The 17,776-nt window shown below is 49.3% G+C and carries 14 protein-coding genes; 7 read left to right on the plus strand and 7 right to left on the minus strand.

Annotated features, from left to right (window positions below):
• Positions 1 to 56: 56 nt before the first annotated feature.
• Together Q0668_RS08785 and Q0668_RS08790 are read right to left on the minus strand one after the other, a co-directional pair.
• On the minus strand, positions 57 to 1,289 hold the full coding sequence (locus Q0668_RS08785) for a pitrilysin family protein (RefSeq protein ID WP_298863010.1): 1,233 nt from the start codon (positions 1,287 to 1,289) through the stop codon (positions 57 to 59).
• Positions 1,276 to 2,526, minus strand: a complete 1,251-nt coding sequence (locus Q0668_RS08790; protein WP_298863013.1) for a pitrilysin family protein — start codon at positions 2,524 to 2,526, stop codon at positions 1,276 to 1,278. The genes Q0668_RS08785 and Q0668_RS08790 overlap by 14 nt, the downstream gene beginning before the upstream one ends.
• Positions 2,527 to 2,909: 383 nt before the next feature.
• Here Q0668_RS08790 and Q0668_RS08795 point away from each other — a divergent pair, with 383 nt between their 5' ends.
• Positions 2,910 to 4,409: an enolase C-terminal domain-like protein gene (locus tag Q0668_RS08795; protein ID WP_298863016.1), complete on the plus strand. Its 1,500-nt coding sequence runs from the start codon at positions 2,910 to 2,912 to the stop codon at positions 4,407 to 4,409.
• A gap of 255 nt (positions 4,410 to 4,664) precedes the next feature.
• On the opposite strand, the gene Q0668_RS08800 is transcribed toward Q0668_RS08795, so the two are convergent.
• Positions 4,665 to 5,240 carry an N-acetyltransferase gene (locus Q0668_RS08800; protein WP_298863019.1) on the minus strand — a complete coding sequence of 192 codons (576 nt, stop codon included), beginning with the start codon at positions 5,238 to 5,240 and terminating at the stop codon, positions 4,665 to 4,667.
• 452 nt (positions 5,241 to 5,692) lie between these two features.
• Between Q0668_RS08800 and Q0668_RS08805 the strand changes: the two genes are divergently transcribed.
• The 3 genes from Q0668_RS08805 (at position 5,693) to Q0668_RS08815 (ending at position 10,360) form a co-directional block, all read left to right on the plus strand.
• Positions 5,693 to 6,769, plus strand: coding sequence for a hypothetical protein (locus tag Q0668_RS08805; protein WP_298863022.1), 1,077 nt, complete (start codon positions 5,693 to 5,695; stop codon positions 6,767 to 6,769).
• Between the two features lie 152 nt (positions 6,770 to 6,921).
• Positions 6,922 to 8,358, plus strand: a complete 1,437-nt coding sequence (locus Q0668_RS08810; RefSeq protein WP_298863025.1) for an aldehyde dehydrogenase family protein — start codon at positions 6,922 to 6,924, stop codon at positions 8,356 to 8,358.
• Between the two features lie 166 nt (positions 8,359 to 8,524).
• Positions 8,525 to 10,360: a C25 family cysteine peptidase gene (locus Q0668_RS08815; protein WP_298863028.1), complete on the plus strand. Its 1,836-nt coding sequence runs from the start codon at positions 8,525 to 8,527 to the stop codon at positions 10,358 to 10,360.
• Here the strand turns inward: Q0668_RS08815 and Q0668_RS08820 are convergent, their stop codons facing one another.
• The 3 genes from Q0668_RS08820 to Q0668_RS08830 all read right to left on the minus strand — a co-directional run bounded on the left by Q0668_RS08820 (position 10,361) and on the right by Q0668_RS08830 (position 12,744).
• Positions 10,361 to 11,416, minus strand: a complete 1,056-nt coding sequence (locus tag Q0668_RS08820) for an alpha/beta fold hydrolase (RefSeq protein WP_298863031.1) — start codon at positions 11,414 to 11,416, stop codon at positions 10,361 to 10,363.
• Between the two features lie 34 nt (positions 11,417 to 11,450).
• Entirely contained in the window at positions 11,451 to 12,179 is a 729-nt protein-coding gene (locus Q0668_RS08825; RefSeq protein WP_298863033.1) for an SDR family oxidoreductase, read from the minus strand.
• Between the two features lie 130 nt (positions 12,180 to 12,309).
• On the minus strand, positions 12,310 to 12,744 hold the full coding sequence (locus Q0668_RS08830; RefSeq protein WP_298863036.1) for a DUF2784 domain-containing protein: 435 nt from the start codon (positions 12,742 to 12,744) through the stop codon (positions 12,310 to 12,312).
• 427 nt (positions 12,745 to 13,171) lie between these two features.
• On the opposite strand from Q0668_RS08830, the gene Q0668_RS08835 reads away from it, so the two are divergent.
• From Q0668_RS08835 to Q0668_RS08845, 3 genes are all read left to right on the plus strand, one after another.
• The gene (locus Q0668_RS08835; protein ID WP_298863039.1) at positions 13,172 to 14,170 is read left to right on the plus strand and encodes a HAMP domain-containing sensor histidine kinase; all 999 of its coding nucleotides are present in this window, start codon (positions 13,172 to 13,174) and stop codon (positions 14,168 to 14,170) included.
• Positions 14,167 to 14,901 (plus strand): response regulator transcription factor, encoded by a 735-nt coding sequence (locus Q0668_RS08840; RefSeq protein WP_298863042.1) that lies wholly within the window; start codon positions 14,167 to 14,169, stop codon positions 14,899 to 14,901. Before Q0668_RS08835 ends, Q0668_RS08840 begins: the two co-directional genes overlap by 4 nt.
• Before the next feature lie 218 nt (positions 14,902 to 15,119).
• Entirely contained in the window at positions 15,120 to 16,124 is a 1,005-nt protein-coding gene (locus tag Q0668_RS08845; RefSeq protein ID WP_298863048.1) for a fatty acid desaturase, read from the plus strand.
• Between the two features lie 154 nt (positions 16,125 to 16,278).
• On the opposite strand, the gene Q0668_RS08850 is transcribed toward Q0668_RS08845, so the two are convergent.
• Positions 16,279 to 17,776 (minus strand): M56 family metallopeptidase (locus Q0668_RS08850; RefSeq protein WP_298863051.1); only part of this gene is annotated, 1,498 nt, incomplete at its 5' end.

The raw sequence follows: 17,776 nt of genomic DNA on the forward strand, positions 1-17,776 counted from the left end.
ATTTGATTATGAGTAGATACAGACATTCAATTTAGATTATCATGCTGTAGGCAAATTCAATCACCAACACTCGCCATCGGCCCCACGGCCGCTGTCGTACTATGCCCGAGTGGGTATTTCTGCAACAGTTCCTGAATCGATTCCAGCGTCACGCTCTCCAGCAGTTTCAGGTCGTCTTCCACTGAGAAATATTCCTGGCGGTAGACCCAGTTGCCACCTAACGACGACAGGCGGCCCATCGGGCGTTCGCTTCTTAAGACTAAGCGTGAGGCGATTTTGTTTTTCGCGCGGTCCAGTTCTTCCTGTGTCACGCCGTTCGCGTTGACGTCATCGTAGATCTCCTGGAAGATTTGCAGATTGCTCTCCGTCAATTCCGGGTCGGAACAGAGATACGTCAGCCAGGTGCCGCTGCCGTCGTATTCGTTGAAACCTAACTCTGCCGAATCGGCTAAGCCGGTGTCGACCAGCTTCCAGTACAGGCGGCTGTTCGAATCGTCGCCCAGGATCACCGACAGCAATTCCGCCGGCAGACGCAGTGGATCTTGTGCCGCGGGGGCGGGCGCCAGCTGCATAATGTGCTGCTGCTGAATCCCTTTTTCGATGATGACCTTCGCGTTTTTCTCGGGAGTCGCTTCGTCTATCGGGCGGTCGGTCCTGCCGGCGGGCCAGTCTGCACAGAACTTGTTGGCCAGTTCGAGAATCTGATCCCAGTCGGCGTTGCCCGCAATCGCCAGCGTCAGATTGCCTGCCAGATAATGGTCGGCGTGGTATTGACGCATCTGGTCGTCGGTCAGATCGGTGATGGACTGCACCGTGCCCAGAATGCTGCGCCCCAGTGGATGGTCGGCGAAATGCGTCTGCATCGATTTTTCATACGCGGTGAAACTGTGCAGATCGTCGTACATGCCGATCTCTTCCAGAATCACTTTCTTCTCCATGTCAAAATCGTCCTTCCGCAGGCTGGGATAAATCAACGTGGAAAGCAGTTCCATAGCCGTCTCGATATATTCCGGCAGAAAGGAGCCGTAAAACAGCGTGATTTCTTCACTGGTCGAGGCGTTATAGTTGGCGCCGATTTCATCGAAGATGCGGTTCACATCGTCGGCGGAATATTTTTCGTTCCCTTTAAACGCCATGTGTTCCAGGAAATGACTGACGCCCGAGACCGGCGTGCTTTCATCGCGCGAGCCGGCGCGAACGAAATAGCCAACGGCAACGCTGTGTGCGTGAGGGTTCAGTTCTGCAATAATCTGCAGCCCGTTTTTCAGTTGTACTTTATGAAATATCACTGGGAACCTCTAAGGGTTGGGGGCCGATCGTTAAGACGGTGAAATTCGTCGCGGGGTAAGTATGAATATAATCGAGTACGCGTTTGGTCGTCAGTTGCTGGATCTCTTCACTGATCTGATCCAGCGTGGTCACCTGTTTCAGGTAATACCAGTCGCGGGCAATCGATGACGCACGCGAAGACGATGATTCCTGCGACATGATCAACGAACTTTTGGCGCGGGCTTTACAGCGTTCGAGTTCCGATTCCTCAATGCCTTCGCCCACACGCACCAGTTCCTGGAGTGTCACGTCCAGAGTTTCCTGAGCGCGCTCGGTGGTCGTGCCGGCATAACACAGCACGCGACCTAAGCCCGGCATGCCCGTCAGCGAAGCGGAGACGGTATAACACAAACCCCGTTTCTCGCGGACTTCGGTAAACAGTCGCGAACTCATGCCACCACTTAAAATACCGACAGCCGCCCAGGCGGCGTAATAGTCGGGATGTCCGTAAGGAACCGCATCATAGGCAATGCCGATATGCGATTGTGTGCTTTCCTGCTCGGTGAAAAAGATTTTCTCTGCTTCCGGAACCAGATCGGGCTCTTCCCTGCCCGCACGAAATTCCCAGTCGCCGAAAATCTCTTCGATCAACTGTTTGACTTCTTCGAAGTCGATCTTACCGGCGATACCGATAATCGTTTCGTTCGGGTGGAAGCAGGATTCGTACTGCGCTTGCACATCTTTGATCGTAATTTGTTCCAGGTCAGCCAGTTCCCCATCACTGGGCAGACCCCAGGGAGCCGGAAACGTGCGGCGTTTTAATTCGACCATGGCTTTCTGGCGGGGATCATCTTCCACCGAGAGCAACGCCTGCGCGGTGCCGGCACGGGAAGCGTCAAATTGATCCTTGGGTAAATGTGGTGCTTTGAGAATCTCGCCATAGATTTTTAAAGTGTCGCCCAGATTCCCAGCCAGCGTCGCTCCGCTGAAGGTGATATGTGCGCTGCTGGCACCTTCGTGCCGTTGCACTCCCAGATCATCGAGTGCGCAGGAAAGCTGCTGACTGTTATAAGGGCCCGCGCCTCGCGTGATTAAGTCGGAAAGGATACTGGCAGTGCCGCGGCGGTGAGGTTCGTCGTAAATACTGCCGCCCGGAACCATAATCGAAAACGCGGCCGATTGCACGCCTTCCATCGTTTCGGTAATCAGCGTTAAACCGTTCGCAAACTGATGAGTTTGAATCAGTTGTTTACCCATACGGGGTGCAACCTTCCTTCGAGATAGTTGATTTCAGAGACCGGAAAGAGCCAGAGATCATCGCGGGTAAGTTGCACAACCGACGTCTGTCGGACGAACAAGGATCCGCTTGCAGACTCATTCCTAAATGACCCACGCGATCTTAGCGATTGGCGAAAAGAAATGGTAGTTCCATGCAAAAAGTGGCTTCAATAAGTGGGGACTTCCACGTAAGGGCTGGGCTTGTACAAAATCCGCGTATGCCCACAAGTTGATCGAAAGCCCACCGATCTATCGAGGGACGTTGATGACCTGTTTATCGTCGGCCGTTGTTTGCCGCGAGCCTCCGCAGCGTCAAAAATGCCAGAAAAAATCACCAGGCGCTAGAATCAAGGGGGGACACGATGTTAGGATGGAGTACGAAACAGGCCGGGAAGCGGTTCCAGGCTCAACTCAGATCAACCCACATGGGAAATCCCGGACAAAGGAATCATCTGGTGCGCTCAAATAACAAATCGATTGCAACGAACCGAATCTCCAGAAGAAAATTCCTGTCCACAAGTCTGGCCGGAGTCGCTGGTACCGGAATTCTGACGATGATTGCCAACTCTGTGCAGGCGGCAGAAAAACGAGCATCAAAGAAACATTTGCGAATCGAACGCATCGAACGCACCACCGTGAAAGTTCCCTTTCGAGAAGTACCTGCCCGGAACATGGCACGCGAATTACCGCATTGGCAGTATACTGAAATTGTCGAAGTGCATTTGAAATCGGGCCATGTCGGCTTTGGAGAGACGCTGCTCTATTACACCTGGAATGCCACTTCAGACGAAGCCGTCCAACGGGCGCAAGGCAAGAATGCCGCCGAGTTGATGTGGGATGACGAACTCGGAGCCGGGCTGCAAATGGCGCTCTTCGATGCGGTCGCGAAAGCAGCCGAGGTGCCCGTGCATGCCTTGCTGGGCAAGCAGGTTTATGAGAAGACGCCTCTCTCCTGGTGGAACATCGATACTTCGGTCAAGGACATGGCTCTGGAGTGTGCCGAGGCGTATAAGCAAGGCTACATGTCCTACAAAACCAAAGGCCGTCCGTGGTTCGATGTATGGGCTCAAGTCGAAGAGGCGTGCAAAGTGGTTCCCGATAACTTTAAAATCGACATGGACTTCAACGATACGTTACTCGACGCAGAGCGTGCGATTCCAATTCTGAAAGAACTGGCGAAGTACCCGCAGGTCGATATTTTTGAATCTCCGATCTTCCAAACCGATATCGAGGGAAACAAAAAGTTGATGGCTGCCACCGATGTGAACATCGCCATGCATTATGGTACCCCCAGCCCGCTTGTTACGATTCGTGAAAACATCTGCGACGGTTTTGTAATTGGTCACGGTGCCAGTGCGCTGACGGCCTCCGGTGCAGTCGCATCGATGGCGGACAAACCGTTCTGGTTACAATTAGTCGGCACCGGAATTACAGCCGCCTTCTCGTTACATTTCGGCGCCGTCCAAAGTCATGCAACATGGCCGGCGGTGAATTGCCACCAGCTTTACAAACACAATTTGTTGACCGAACCGATTGTCGTCAAAGACGGATTCGCCAAAGTTCCCGACAAGCCGGGCCTGGGTTATGAGCTGGATCGTGATCTGATTGAAAAACTCCGTGTCAAAAAACCGGCTGCCCGCCCGGATCCACCTCGCTTAATCGAAACCACATGGAAAGACGGCCGCAAGATGTATTTCGGCAATACAGGAGAAGTGAACTTCGTCCTCACCCCGGGCCAAAATGGAGTCATTCCCTTCTTCGAACGAGGTGTCGACACGCGCTTGGTTCCAAACGACGGCTCTCAAGAATGGAAAGAGTTGTATCGCAAAGCCAGTCAAAAACCCTTGTTGATCAAAGGGTAAGGCTCGACTGTAAGACTCACAGGTAGTGTTTATTTAATCGTTTTGAGGATCATTCTCAGGAAAGCCACCATTAACGAGATCGGTATTAACCGCGGCTAATGCCTTGCGGCTGATCTTGTTTTGATCATTTAGCCGAGTGGCATTGTTTGATAATTAGCCGAATGGCGTTAGCCACGGTTCCTCCCAATTTGCAAAGAACGATTGGAAATAAGAAACACGACCTGCCAATTTACAAGCACTTCGGTGAAGCGCTCTTTAATAAGAGGGGGCTTCGACGTGGTGGCTGGGTTTGTACAGAGTCCGCGTGAGCCGAAAGCCGATCGACCGGTAGAGGTTGATGGCGTGTTCGTTGTCGGCGGTGACTTCCAGATAGGCGCGCTTCGCACCCGCGTCCCGGAAACCGATCAAGCATTTATTGACCAGTGCCCTGCCTAAGCCCATACCCCGATGCTTGGGAGTGATACCGACGTTCTGGATGGCGCCCATGATGCCACTAGGTTTGATGGCCTGAATGGTTCCACAATCAACGGCGTCTTCATTGCCCGTGCCATCCCAGGTAATCAGCCAGGTAGCCGATGGTAGAAAATTGCGCTGCTTCGAAATATCCTGCATCAGTTTACGACAGCCTTCGAAATCTCCCAGACAGGGAAAAACGCGTGCATCCATCTCGGAACGGAAGCTGTGATATTTGGCGACGGCGTGCCGCTCGACGGTGGTCAGTTCCCAGGGACACCAACGATAGCCATCGGGAAGCTCAGAATCTTCCAGACGCGCCTTAGGCAACTCGATTTCCATTCGAAATCGACGAAAATAAGTGTCGGTGAAATCCATAACAGTCTCGCAGAAAACGAGGAGCCGAACTGAAAAGCCGGACAATCAAAGATACATCCAATTTTAGCATTCTCTATACGACTGTCAATCTGGAGAGCCCCTTTGAGCAGGAATCGGCCTGTTTTTCTTTGCGAAACGGGTGTGTCGTGTCTGCTGTATCTGATTCGAGTAGTACACCCAATTTACGCAAAATGCGGATTAAGTCTAATTGTTGCACCAAAAAACCGGTTTTGATTTTCTTTCCGCCCGCTTTGGCTCAAGTCAGGAAGTATCGGCCAAGCTGGATTGATCGCTTCTCAAATTGACGGTGAGCCACTTAGTTGAAAAACGAACCAAATGCTCTAAAATGAGAGGAACGACATGATTCCCCGTGAACATGCCACTTTCCCGCCACGATCCCTACCCTGTTTGGAGTAAATCCCACAGTGACAGACAACAGCAACCTAGACGAAATGATAAAACAGAATCAGGAAGCACTCGATGCCCATACCCGCGAGTCTGTTCAGTGGCACTTCAATCCCGAAACGGGCAGCCCGTATTGGCTGGAGAAAGCGAAAGACTTTGATTTTAATCCGTTGACCGATGTGAACTGCTTCGAAGATTTAAACAAATTCCCATTATTTGAAGATGATGAACTGCGAGGCGGACCCGTTGATCGCTGGATTCCCAAAGCATTGCTTGGCAAACCAACCTACGTTTTCGAAACCGGTGGCACAACGGGTATTCCCAAGTCACGCGTGGTGATCGACGATTTCCGCATCGACTATGAAAACTTCAGTGATACCCTGCCCGATGAATCGTTCCCGAAAGGTTCGAACTGGTTGATGCTCGGCCCTTCCGGTCCTCGTCGCCTGCGTTTGGCTGTCGAACACATGGCCCAATATCGCGGCGGCATTTCCTTCTGCGTCGACCTGGATCCGCGCTGGGTCGTCAAGCTGATCAAAAAAGGCAAGATTGACGAAGTCAAGGAATACAGCGCCCATGTGATTGATCAGGCGATGGCCATTTTAGGAGCCGGGCACGAAATCAAATGTATGTTTACGACGCCAAAACTGCTCGAAGCGCTCGCCATGCGGTTGATGGATGAAGGTTCGAGTATCGAAGAAGCCGGGATCAAAGGTATCTTCTGTGGCGGAACCGAATTCACGCAGCAATGGTATCGTTTCGCACGCGAAGAACTTCTAGGCGAGAATGTTTATATCACGCCCACCTATGGAAATACATTGATGGGGCTGGCCTGTGGTCGGCCCTTTGATCCGGCAGACGATTATAAAATTACCTATTATGCACCGCAGCCCCGCGCTGTGATTCGTGTTGTGGATTTTGATGATCACACCAAAGTCGTCGGATACGGCGAGACGGGCCGCGTGAAACTGTTCACAATGACCAAAGAATTATTTATTCCCGGTTTCCTGGAAAGAGACGAAGGCGAACGCGAAGTGCCACACGCAAAATATCCGTGGGATGGTGTGAGCGGCGTGCGTCCCTTCCATGAAATTGCACAATCAACAACCGTAGGCGTTTATTAATCATTCGCCTCACTGTAATAAACGGGTTGGTCGTCTATAAATTTTATGTTGAATGACAACGAGCTCGCTGGTAGCGAGAAGAAAATCTGATTCAATTTGCTTTATGCGAGATCACAGTTTGATTCGCATGCTATTCATAAAGGAACACGACTGTGTTGGAAATACCTGTGATTCGCTGGGGTAAACCTTACGAAAGTTTTGATCAACAGGAAGTCGTCCATTTCGAAACGGGCGAACCATTGGCAAAAGTACATCAGGCCAATGCTGGTCTGGTCAAAATGGATATGCGAAAAGCACAACGCGCTCGCGATTTATTGCGGGAAATTCCAGTTTCGAAACTGCTGGAAATCTGCAAAAAAGCAGCCGACCTTTACATGACGGCGGAGCTCCCCTTGGGCAATGGCACACAGACGCCCGAAGAGTTTTGTCGAATTCAGTCTGCCAGCACGGGCATGCCGGAATGGATGTGTGCCGGCAATATGAAAAAAGTCGCCTTCGTGCTGGAGCATATGAATGAGATTCTCGATTCCTTAACCCGCGGCCTGCCTCTGGATATTTTGACCCAAGGTTATGGCAAAGAAGAACGCGGCGTCATGATGAGCTATCAGGCGAATTCGCCCGTACTCGGACTGGTTTTGCCTTCCAACTCTCCCGGCGTGCATACGCTGTGGATGCCCATTCTGCCGATGCAGATTGGGCTCGTCTTAAAACCCGGATCATCAGAACCGTGGACCCCCTATCGCATGACCGAAGCCTTCTGTCAAGCAGGTATTCCTCGTGAATGTATTTCCGTTTATCCCGGGCCACACGATGTTGGATCAACGGTAACCGAACTCTGCAAACGCGTCATGCTGTTCGGCGGTCAGGCAACCATTGATAAATACAAAGGGAACCCGAACGTGCAGGCACACGGGCCCGGCTTCAGTAAAATATTGTTAGGCGACGATGTCGTCGACCGCTGGGAAGACTATCTGGATTTGATGGTCGATAGTATTTTTCAGAACGGAGGTCGCAGTTGCATTAATGCTTCCGGCGTCTGGGCCTCTCGACATACCGAAGCCATTGCGGATGCGATTGCAAAACGCATCGGACCTGCAGGACCCACCTCGATGACCGATCCTGAAGCGCCACTGGCTGCTTTCACAATGACCGGCGCTGCCCAATCCATGAACGGCTCGATTGAAGCCGGCTTAAGCGAGCCCGGCGTCACGGAAGTCACCGCCCAATATCGAGACGGCGATCGATTGATTGAACTCGAACGTTGTGATTATCTCAGGCCGACCATCGTGCATTGTAAAAACACCGACGCGACATTGGCGAACACCGAATATATGTTCCCGATGGCTTCAGTCGTGCAATGCGAGCAAAAAGACATGTTGAAAAACATTGGTTCAACGTTGGTCTGTACGGCGATTACAGAAGACGAACAATGGTCGCAGCAGTTACTGGATGCGACTCATATCGATCGTCTCAATATCGGTCCGATCAAGACCAACGCCTTGAATTGGCTCCAGCCACACGAAGGAAATATCGTCGAATTTCTCTTCCGCGCACGTGCCTTCCAGAATGAAACACCGGCCGCTCATTAAGAGTTCGGTATTTCGTGGGTTTCAATACTGCATGATCAATGTAGAGTCACTGTCTGGCAATCCGTCTAGATGAAATAGAATTCAGCGGATTTTCTTGGCATGTCTTGAATGAAGAGTGCTATAATCGTCGACTCACTTGCAAAGCGATTCTGACGTGAATGGATTGATGATGTTAAATTCAAGTTCTCCTCTAAGCCTGTCACTGGTTCTCGCTTTTACGCTGATTCTGCCATCAGGCTGTGGGAAGACGGATGTAGCGGACTCAACCGCGGATAAAACTCCAAGCCAAACTGCGGACGGCGCCGCGGACCAAACTGTTGATGAATTTCACGCATACGCAGCGACCGTTCTGCACGACTTCAGTCAAACACAATTGAAAACGTTTGCGGCGAACGTCGATCAAGACGGGGATGGAGTTGTTACCAATGTGGAATTTAATAATCGATTTGAGGTTCTGGATCAATTTAGAGAAGCAGAGCTTTCTATTGTCGCTCCCGCAATTAGTTCCACCGCAGATGCGACTTTGGAATTAAAAAGTGATCCGGCTGCTATTCCAACGATAAGAAAACCCGGTGAAGTGACGGTGTTGTTGATCACTGCCGAAGAACTCGTGGATTCCTGGCAACCGTATGCAAAGTGGAAATCACAAGGTGGTAAATCCACAAGGATCATCAGCGTGGAGTCGATTGCCAAAAAATATAAGGCGAAAAACATCCAGGAACAGATTCGACTCTGTGTGCGCGATCACATTGATCGATATCAGACCCGCTGGATAATATTGGGCGGCGATAGTCTGCCAGGAGGAAACGGACTGGTTCCGGGCGGTCATACGACAATGCATGCACAGGAACCAGAGGGGATTCCGACCGACATCGTTTATTTGAGTAAAACAGACTGGGATGCCGACGGTGATGGAATCTATGGCGAGTGGGAAGATGATCGCAAAGCAATTTCCTATCCGGACGGTAGTGTGGGTTTAGGGCGCATTCCAGTAAGAACAGCCGCCGATGTGAAGGCGTTTACGGAAAAAGTCATTGCCTATGAATCACGATATCCCACTGGTGATTTCGCTCAACAAATGGTCTACACCTGCACTGACAACCCCGCATATGCCAAACTTCGCAAGAGTTGGGATGGGCACGTTTCCAAAGTCTGGCAGCAAGGCAAAGTCAGTCGGTTCTTTTCTGAAGTGACTCCCTGGGATAAAAAAGATGAACCGGGAAGCTACGACTTGAGTGCCGAACACCTGGTCTCTCTCATCAATGGAAAGACGACAGGAAAACTGCATATTCACGGGCATGGTCACCTGCCGGGATGGGTTCTTGAAGACTCAATGTTCTCTGCGAAACACGTTGGTCAATTGAAGAACGATGGAGCGTATCCGTTAATCACAACGGTCTCCTGCAATACAGGCGAGTACGACTCACCTGAGGACCCCTCGATCGTCGAGTCAATGATCCGCCAACCACAGGGTGGCTCGGTCGCGGTTGTCGCTCCCATTCGAACGGGTAAACCGCACTTCCACGAACGCTCGGATTTTCGCTTGATGGTTCTGGAAGGAAAACTTGACGGAACCACAATGACGATGACCCGCTATTGGTCGCACGGTCTGGGACGCGGCTTATCTACCGGAGAAGCTTTGATGCAGGCAAAAGCCGATATGACAGAAGATGCACTCAAGACTCCCGGCTATCATCTTTGTATTTGTGAACTAAATTTGCTCGGTGACCCGACATTGGGTATGCGGTCAAAATCACCACGCACACCAAAATTGATCGCGCCAAAAACAATTGGTACGGGTAAACAGACCATCGTAATCGAAACTGACGCACCAAATAGCACGATCTGCCTCTGGAGAGGGAATGCGATTCATGCGATGAAGCCAACAGATGCAACAGGCAAAGCGACATTCGAGTATTCTAATTCGACTGCAGGCACATTATTGGCGACGCTCAGCGGGCCAAATTTGAATAGAGTAACGGCGCAGATCGAAGTGAAATGATCAGGCAGATTTGGCGAGCTGAGGCCGATCGTATTCTCGAACCTGGTTGGCAATGCCTTGCGGAGATTCAGAGAGCATCCAGTCAATAATACGCCAGTCCGACCAGCGAGGGTCAGGGTCGGTTGAAGAGGCACTGATGAAGCCCAGGTGGCCGCCATGTTTTGTAAGATGCATGGTCACCTTGTTGTGGTTTGCTACTTTTTCCATGATTTCTGAATAAGTATCGACGGGAACGAGAGGATCGTCTTTTGCTGTGACAATCAAAGTGGGAACATCGATCTCTGTCACTAATTCCGTGGGGCTGCATTGCGAATAATAATCTTCCGCTGATTCGTATCCGATCAGGGGCGCGGTAAATTGATTATCAAAGTCATGCATGTTTTTGGGGTAATTGTCCCCGGATATTGTATGTGTGTGTGCATTTAAGTGATGTGAGGCGCGGACGTGTTTGATCAGATTGCTGATAAAATGCCGCTGGTAGTGTCCGAAAAGAGGTTTGCCAAACATTTTGACGCTTTCGGATAATCTAATAGGTGGATTAAGTACAAAAGCGCGGTCCACCATCTCGGAGACATCATTTTTTCGGCCAAGATAATTTAAGGTAATCGTGCCACCCAGCGAAAAGCCGGCAATACCAATAGGAGAACCAGGACACAAAGTCTCAATGCGTTCGATGGCAATTTGTAAGTCGTGAAAGTTACCTGCATGATAAGGGGACTTTGCCAGACCGGACCCCGCCCCGCAGCCTCGCAAATCCAGGCGAAACACACGGACCCCTTTTTCGTTCAACTTGTGTACCAGACGGATCATGTAAGAACTGCCATGGCACCCTGAGAGTCCATGCAGCAGAATCACCACACGGTCTTCCGGATTCCAATTTTCAGGGCAATCATCGTGCAGAATCAGCAGATCATTATCGGGCAGGCGCAGACTATGTTGTTCGGCTTTATAGGCGACTTTGATTCGAGAGTGAAACTGTCCCACAATCGTTTGAAGGTGCGCGTTCCGATAGAAACGGTGCGGTACAAACGGCGGAAATACAAGATCTGAATTCATTTAGTTCTCTCAGGACTCTGGTTATTATAACTGATTAAACGAAAGCAGCGGTGGTCGGCTTAATTGTTAAATCAGAAACATGGGCACGTGGTGGTAGCTGACAGATCATTAAAACGGCAGCGGCAACATCTTCAGGCTGTAATATTTTTGCACGATGTTCTTTACTGACGGGCACCGGTCGCGCATCCAGAATCGGAGTTTCCACTTCACCTGGATAAATGGTCGAGACTCGAACGCCACGGTCTTTTTCTTCCTGTGCCACAGTGGTTCCCAAAGCGGCCATGGCAAATTTTGAGGCATTGTAGGCAACTCCCCCCAACAGAGCGGCACGACGTCCCGAAATCGAACAGATATTCACAATCAATCCGTCCTGACGCTCACGCATTTGAGGCAGCACAGAATGCATACAATTGAAAGCGCCGGTGGCGTTCACCGTCATCAAGAGGTCCCAGTCTTCGGCAGAAACCACTTCCATCGAACGATCACGACAATTAATGCCGGCAGAGTGAACAAGAATATCGATCTGACCCGCTTGTTCATTCGCCCATTTGAAGAAGGTCGCGACACTATCACGGTCTGCAACATCCAAGGCATGGTATTTGATTTTTCCTTCCGCCTGAGCGGCGAGCGTTTCCAGAGGTTCGGTCCTTCTACCACCAATGAGCACATTGGCGCCCGCCTGAACCAGACTCAACGCACAAGCGGCTCCGATTCCCGTTCCTCCGCCTGTAATGACGACGTTTTTATTCTCTAATCCCGACATGATCCTATTTCTCTATCTGATTTACATATTGTGGGTTACGCATGCTCTGCGCGGAAGTATATGACTTTCTCCCATTTTACGAAATAGAGAAAAAAAGGAAATGATCTGAACACAGAAAGGGGACTGAATATCAGACTTCGGTAGCAGGCGGTTCTGCCTGCTTTCGCTTAGGATGTGCAAGTAAGAAGGTGATCAGCACAAACAGGCCAAATAAGCTGTAACAGACGGTAAAGACCCACGGTTCAGCCTCCATGAACAGGGCATCATGCACCCAGGATGCGATGAAATCGCCTTGATAGCTGCTTTCCCCTGACTTGTCTCGCAGCCATTTTTCCAGTGTGGTTAAGGGACAAATGACTCCCGTGATCGATTCAGCAACCACAAACAGGATCGAAACGAGATGGATTACGCGAAATTTAAAATTCCGAACCCAGCCCCAGCCTGCCAGGGCGCCGATGGTGATAAAAATTTGCCCGAAGAGCACAAACAGCACAAACGCGAAATGAATAACAACGGTGAAATCGGCACCCAGTTTATATAGATATTGCGTGTCATGGAAATTCATAATTCGGCCCTGTAATGTTTCATGCTAAGATAAAAAATCAGGTTCGTTTTCAAAACGCTGTATTAGAACGGCACTAATTTAGAGACTTCAAAATAGGGAATTATTCCGGAAAACTGTAAATAGTAGTAAAAAACAGGTGGATCTGGAAAAAAGTGAATCCCTGCTGGAAATGTGTGAATCAGATTCAGAGACATGTCTCTGAGGAGTTTGAGAAAAATGAAGTTCTACTGATTCGTCCGTTTGTTCATACAAACACGGCTCATGTTCCGGTATACTAAGCACAGAGAAAAGAATCGTTTCGTTGGTTCTTTTACATGCAATCGAATCGAAAAATGGAATGGTTCTGCTCTGGTTTATGTCTATAGATTTATATCTGTAGAATCGATCTCGTCGCCAGACAGAGCGACACATCGGGAAGGATAATTTGATGTCATCCACCGGACATCAACAAGTCGATGATCAACTGGAAGCTGAGTTATCTGCCACAGGAACTCAGCCCCGTTCTGGAAAGACATTACAGTTGATGCGCAAAGTTCGAAGAGGTCGTTTGCGGTTGCCGATTACCTTAAGTGTGATTCTGATGGTCATGAATCTCGCATTGATGGTTTTCTGGATCATACTGGCGGCTCAAATTTACTGGTGGACTGCCCTGGCGATCGGCACGGTAGTATTTGTGTTGATTCTGGTCGGATTGTCTCTGTATCTGGTATTGACCATCAAGGAAGTGCGCCTCAGTCAGCGCCAATCTGATTTTATAGATAGCGTAACACATGAATTGAAGACGCCCCTCGCCTCGCTCAGGTTGTATCTGGAAACGTTGCAGATGCGGACACTTTCTGAAGAGCAACGCGTTGAGTTTTATGCAACAATGAAAACCGAACTGGAGCGGCTGGACCACTTGATTTCCCAATTACTCGAGGTGAAAAGGTTGGACGCCCTCGGTATGGAAACCGATCCAGAAGATATCCTGCTAGAGCCATTAGTCAGGCATTGTGCGCGCGTGGAGTGTACTCGAAGGCAATTGGAAGTCGATCAGGTATTTGAGTTCGATTTTGAACCTGCCCTCATTCATACGAGGCGGATTTTATTGGAAATGATCTTTCGAAATGTAATCGACAACGCCATCAAATATGGCAGCAGTGAACCACAGATTTTGGTTCAAGTTCGCGTCAGTAAAGGCGGCCGCGTCATTACAAGGGTTATGGATAATGGCGAAGGGGTAGACCCGGAAATTCGTAAAGATATCTTCAAGATCTTTTACCGGGGAGAGAGTGAGCTGGAAAGAAAGAAAACAGGGACCGGTCTCGGACTGTATATTGTCAGAACGCTGGTGCATTTGCTGAAAGGAAAAGTGACCGTTCATGATCGACTGGATCAACCGGGAAGTGTTTTTGCCATCGATCTGCCGGGGAGAGCTGAAGAATGAAGTTGCTGATCGTCGAAGATGAAATCACACTTGCGCAGGGATTAAAGTTCAATTTCGAACAGGAAGGTTATACCGTTCAGACTGCCGAAGATGGTCCCACTGCCATCAATTACTTTCGTGAGTGTTATGAAGCAGGTAATGACAATGTTGATCTTGTGGTACTGGATTTGATGTTGCCAGGTATGAGTGGTTATGAAATTGCCAAAGAGATTCGCAGAATTGATGAAGTCGTTCCGATTCTGGTTCTGAGTGCCCGCGAGCTCAGCGAGGATAAAGCCTATGCCTTCGATTGCGGCACCGATCAGTATATGACGAAACCTTTTGCTTTGCCCGAGTTACTCAGCCGTGTCAAAAATCTGCTAAAACGGAAAAGTATCGTTCAGAGTATGCCAGCCCCGACGAAAAAAATCCCAACGCTCTATCATTTTGGAAATGTAACAGTTGACTTTGAATCATTTGAAATTGAAGTCGGACAGGAACGAAAAAGCCTCACGAATCTCGAATTGCGATTGTTGAAATATTTCATAGAACATGAAGGTATGGTGTTAACCCGAACGCAGATTCTGGAAGATGTCTGGGGCGAACAATCGGCCTTCGTTACGACACGCACCATCGACAACTTTGTCTTGCGGTTACGCAAGTTGATCGAAAATAATCCCGCAGAACCGGCCTATATCGTTTCGGTGCGCGGTGCAGGATATCGCTTTATGCCCGAAGAATCGCCTGGGTAAATGTGTGGACATGTGTAACTTTTCAGGCGGTTTCGAGTCCAAAAACCTGGTAATTTCAAGATTTTTGTCACTTTGACAGAACTTTGACAATTCTATGACTCTTACCAGACAACGAATTCCGACCTCATTGATAGAATTCCGCTGATGTAGGGGAGCAGTGAAATACTGAATCCTGCTCATGAATTAATCAAACACCTAGACAATAAAATGAGGGCATCATGTCGAGTGGAATTCTTGATCAACCTGTTGAGACAAAACCGGCTTTGTCATCTCAACCCAAGAAATCAAATAAACGCGAAGAACGCGAGCAACTGATTGCCAAATATCATAAAGAACATTTGAACTGGGGCAATGTGGACTGGGTCGTCCTGATCTGGATGGCGGGAATTCACATTGGCGCTGTCGCTGCTTTGTTCTTCATCACCTGGCAAGCCGTGGTGACCTGTCTGGTATTACACTGGGCAACAGCCAGCATTGGCATCTGTCTGGGATACCATCGCTATCTCTCGCATAAGGCGTTTAAGCTCCGTGCACCCGCTGAATTTTTTGTTTTGCTGTGTGGTGTACTTTCGGGAGAAGGTTCCCCTTTAACCTGGGCTGCCACACACCGTTTACATCATCAGAAGTCAGACAAAAAGGGCGATCCTCACTCCCCCTTTGAAGGAACCTGGTGGTCTCACCTGCTCTGGTTGTTCGTCTATCGTAGTAAAGAGATCAACGAGAAATTTAACGAACACTATATTCCCGATTTTAAAGATCGTCCGATGGTTCAGTTCTTCGAAAAGACATATCCTCTCTGGTTGATTGGGTCTGGTTTTGCCATGTACGGTTTCGGCTACGCCCTCGGAGGCAACTACATGGGGGTATCCATGTTGCTCTGGGGCCTGTGTGCTCGAATGGCTTTTGTATATAACTCAACCTGGTTCGTGAACTCGGCGACTCACTTGTGGGGCTACCGCAATTACGAAACCACAGATCAATCTAAAAACCTCTGGTGGGTTGCCATCGTCGCTTACGGCGAAGGCTGGCATAACAATCACCACGCGCATCCATCCGTAGCACCCGCCGGTCACCGCAAATGGGAAATTGATATTACCTGGTGGTCAATCAAACTCCTGCGAGCTGTCGGCATGGCCTATGATGTGAATGATCGCATCCCCCAGAAAGGTTCTGAACCAGAAGTCGATCCGGAACCCGGCAAGAACGGAATTCTCGTAAAATAATTTATGTCTGATTGCGACAAACAGACTTTGAATCAAAGGCCATTATCAGAGAAATCTGATAATGGCCTTTTTTAGTAAACTGATTGTCAAGATGAAATCTGTAACAGATATCCGGAGTGCAGCACATCTTTGCACAGCAGTAATTTGCACTCGTTTATGAGCGATTAAAATTCTTATCGCCCTTTACTTTAGCATCTTCCGCTTTCTTGAGGGCCGCCTTTAGTAGTTCGATTTGTTTGAAAGCCGCTTTGAGCTGTTCGACTTCATTCGAAAGACGCTCAATTTCAGCTTGCTTTTTCAAGATGAGATCTCTGCCGCCCTTTTCGTATTGCAGGTGTTGAACGATCCTTTCTATCACAACCGGATCTCCAAACCATTGAATCTTCTTACTGTGACGAGACGTTGTGTACGATGGATATGCTTGTTGCATAGGCGGCGGGCCGACTGATGGTAGAGTAACAGTTAAGCCGCGGCGAACCGCGGAATTCCCATAACTCGCGGGGTCCCCATAATGTGACATGCCGGAAACTTGAGCCTGAACAGACACCTTCTTGCTTGTTTGTGCCGCAAGCAATTGTTTGAGTAGCGACTCCATTCGATCGACGCGTTTTTCCAGCGAATTCGAGTTGTTCTGAGGAGACTGTATGCTCCCTTCTTTTTTAGGGGTGACTACTAAGAGGGAAGTACCTCCATCAGGTACTCTCGCTTCAAGAACATCCACCTTATCATTGATGATTGTGGGACGAGAAGATTTACCTTGGATCTCTTGAGGATTCAGCAATGTACCAACATTGCTATCAATTTTACCTTTTTTCCCAACAGGTTTCACTTTTACAGTAACACTTTTCACCCCCTCTAGTTCTTCGACCTTATCGGCTTCAATATTGGTATCGAAAACCGATGCAGAAAAGGTATCCAAGTCTGTAGGCGTCTCATCTTTTTGTGCCAAAACTATGGTGGCTGCCATCGGCAAAACTCCAAATGCGATCGCCAGGATTAATATTTTTACGATCGGTGATGCCGGCTTTCCGAATTCGTTCTTCAAAATCATTTCAACTCTCCGTTTCAGTGAACAGGAATGACCAAATCCGCTTGCCAACACAGGCGAAGGGATTTGCCCTGACATGATAAATTCATTGGTACGTAGTAACGCTTCTCCATAATCCGCTAACTGATCCGGAAATATGTGGAGGACTAGCGCGTCACAGCATGCTTCTTCCGCAGCACGCAACTCGCGACACACCCACCAGATGATCGGATTCCACCAATAAAGTGAAATTACCACGACTTCCAGAAAACGAACCCAGTGGTCCGCGCGTCGCAAATGGGCAAATTCATGAGCGACGATGGTAACTAGTTGACTACGATTCATTCCATCAACTAATTGCTGCGGTAACACAACAAGGGGCGGATAAGCTGCAGGCCAGACCATAGGACTCACTGTCGCTTCGGTGAGACGTATTTCTGGTAAACGGCGGAACGAAAACTTTGTGGCGATCAACTCGGCAATCGTCTTCAGCTCGGCTGTTGTCGGCATTGTCTGACGCATGAGCCGATGGAAGCGAAAGATTCGAAAACTGAGCGTAAGGATCCACACCAGAGAGCCAACAACCCAAACCAAAGATCCCGCCGAGATAAACGACGAGCACAAT

It is taken from the genome of uncultured Gimesia sp., assembly GCF_937910335.1.
Lineage (GTDB): Bacteria > Planctomycetota > Planctomycetia > Planctomycetales > Planctomycetaceae > Gimesia.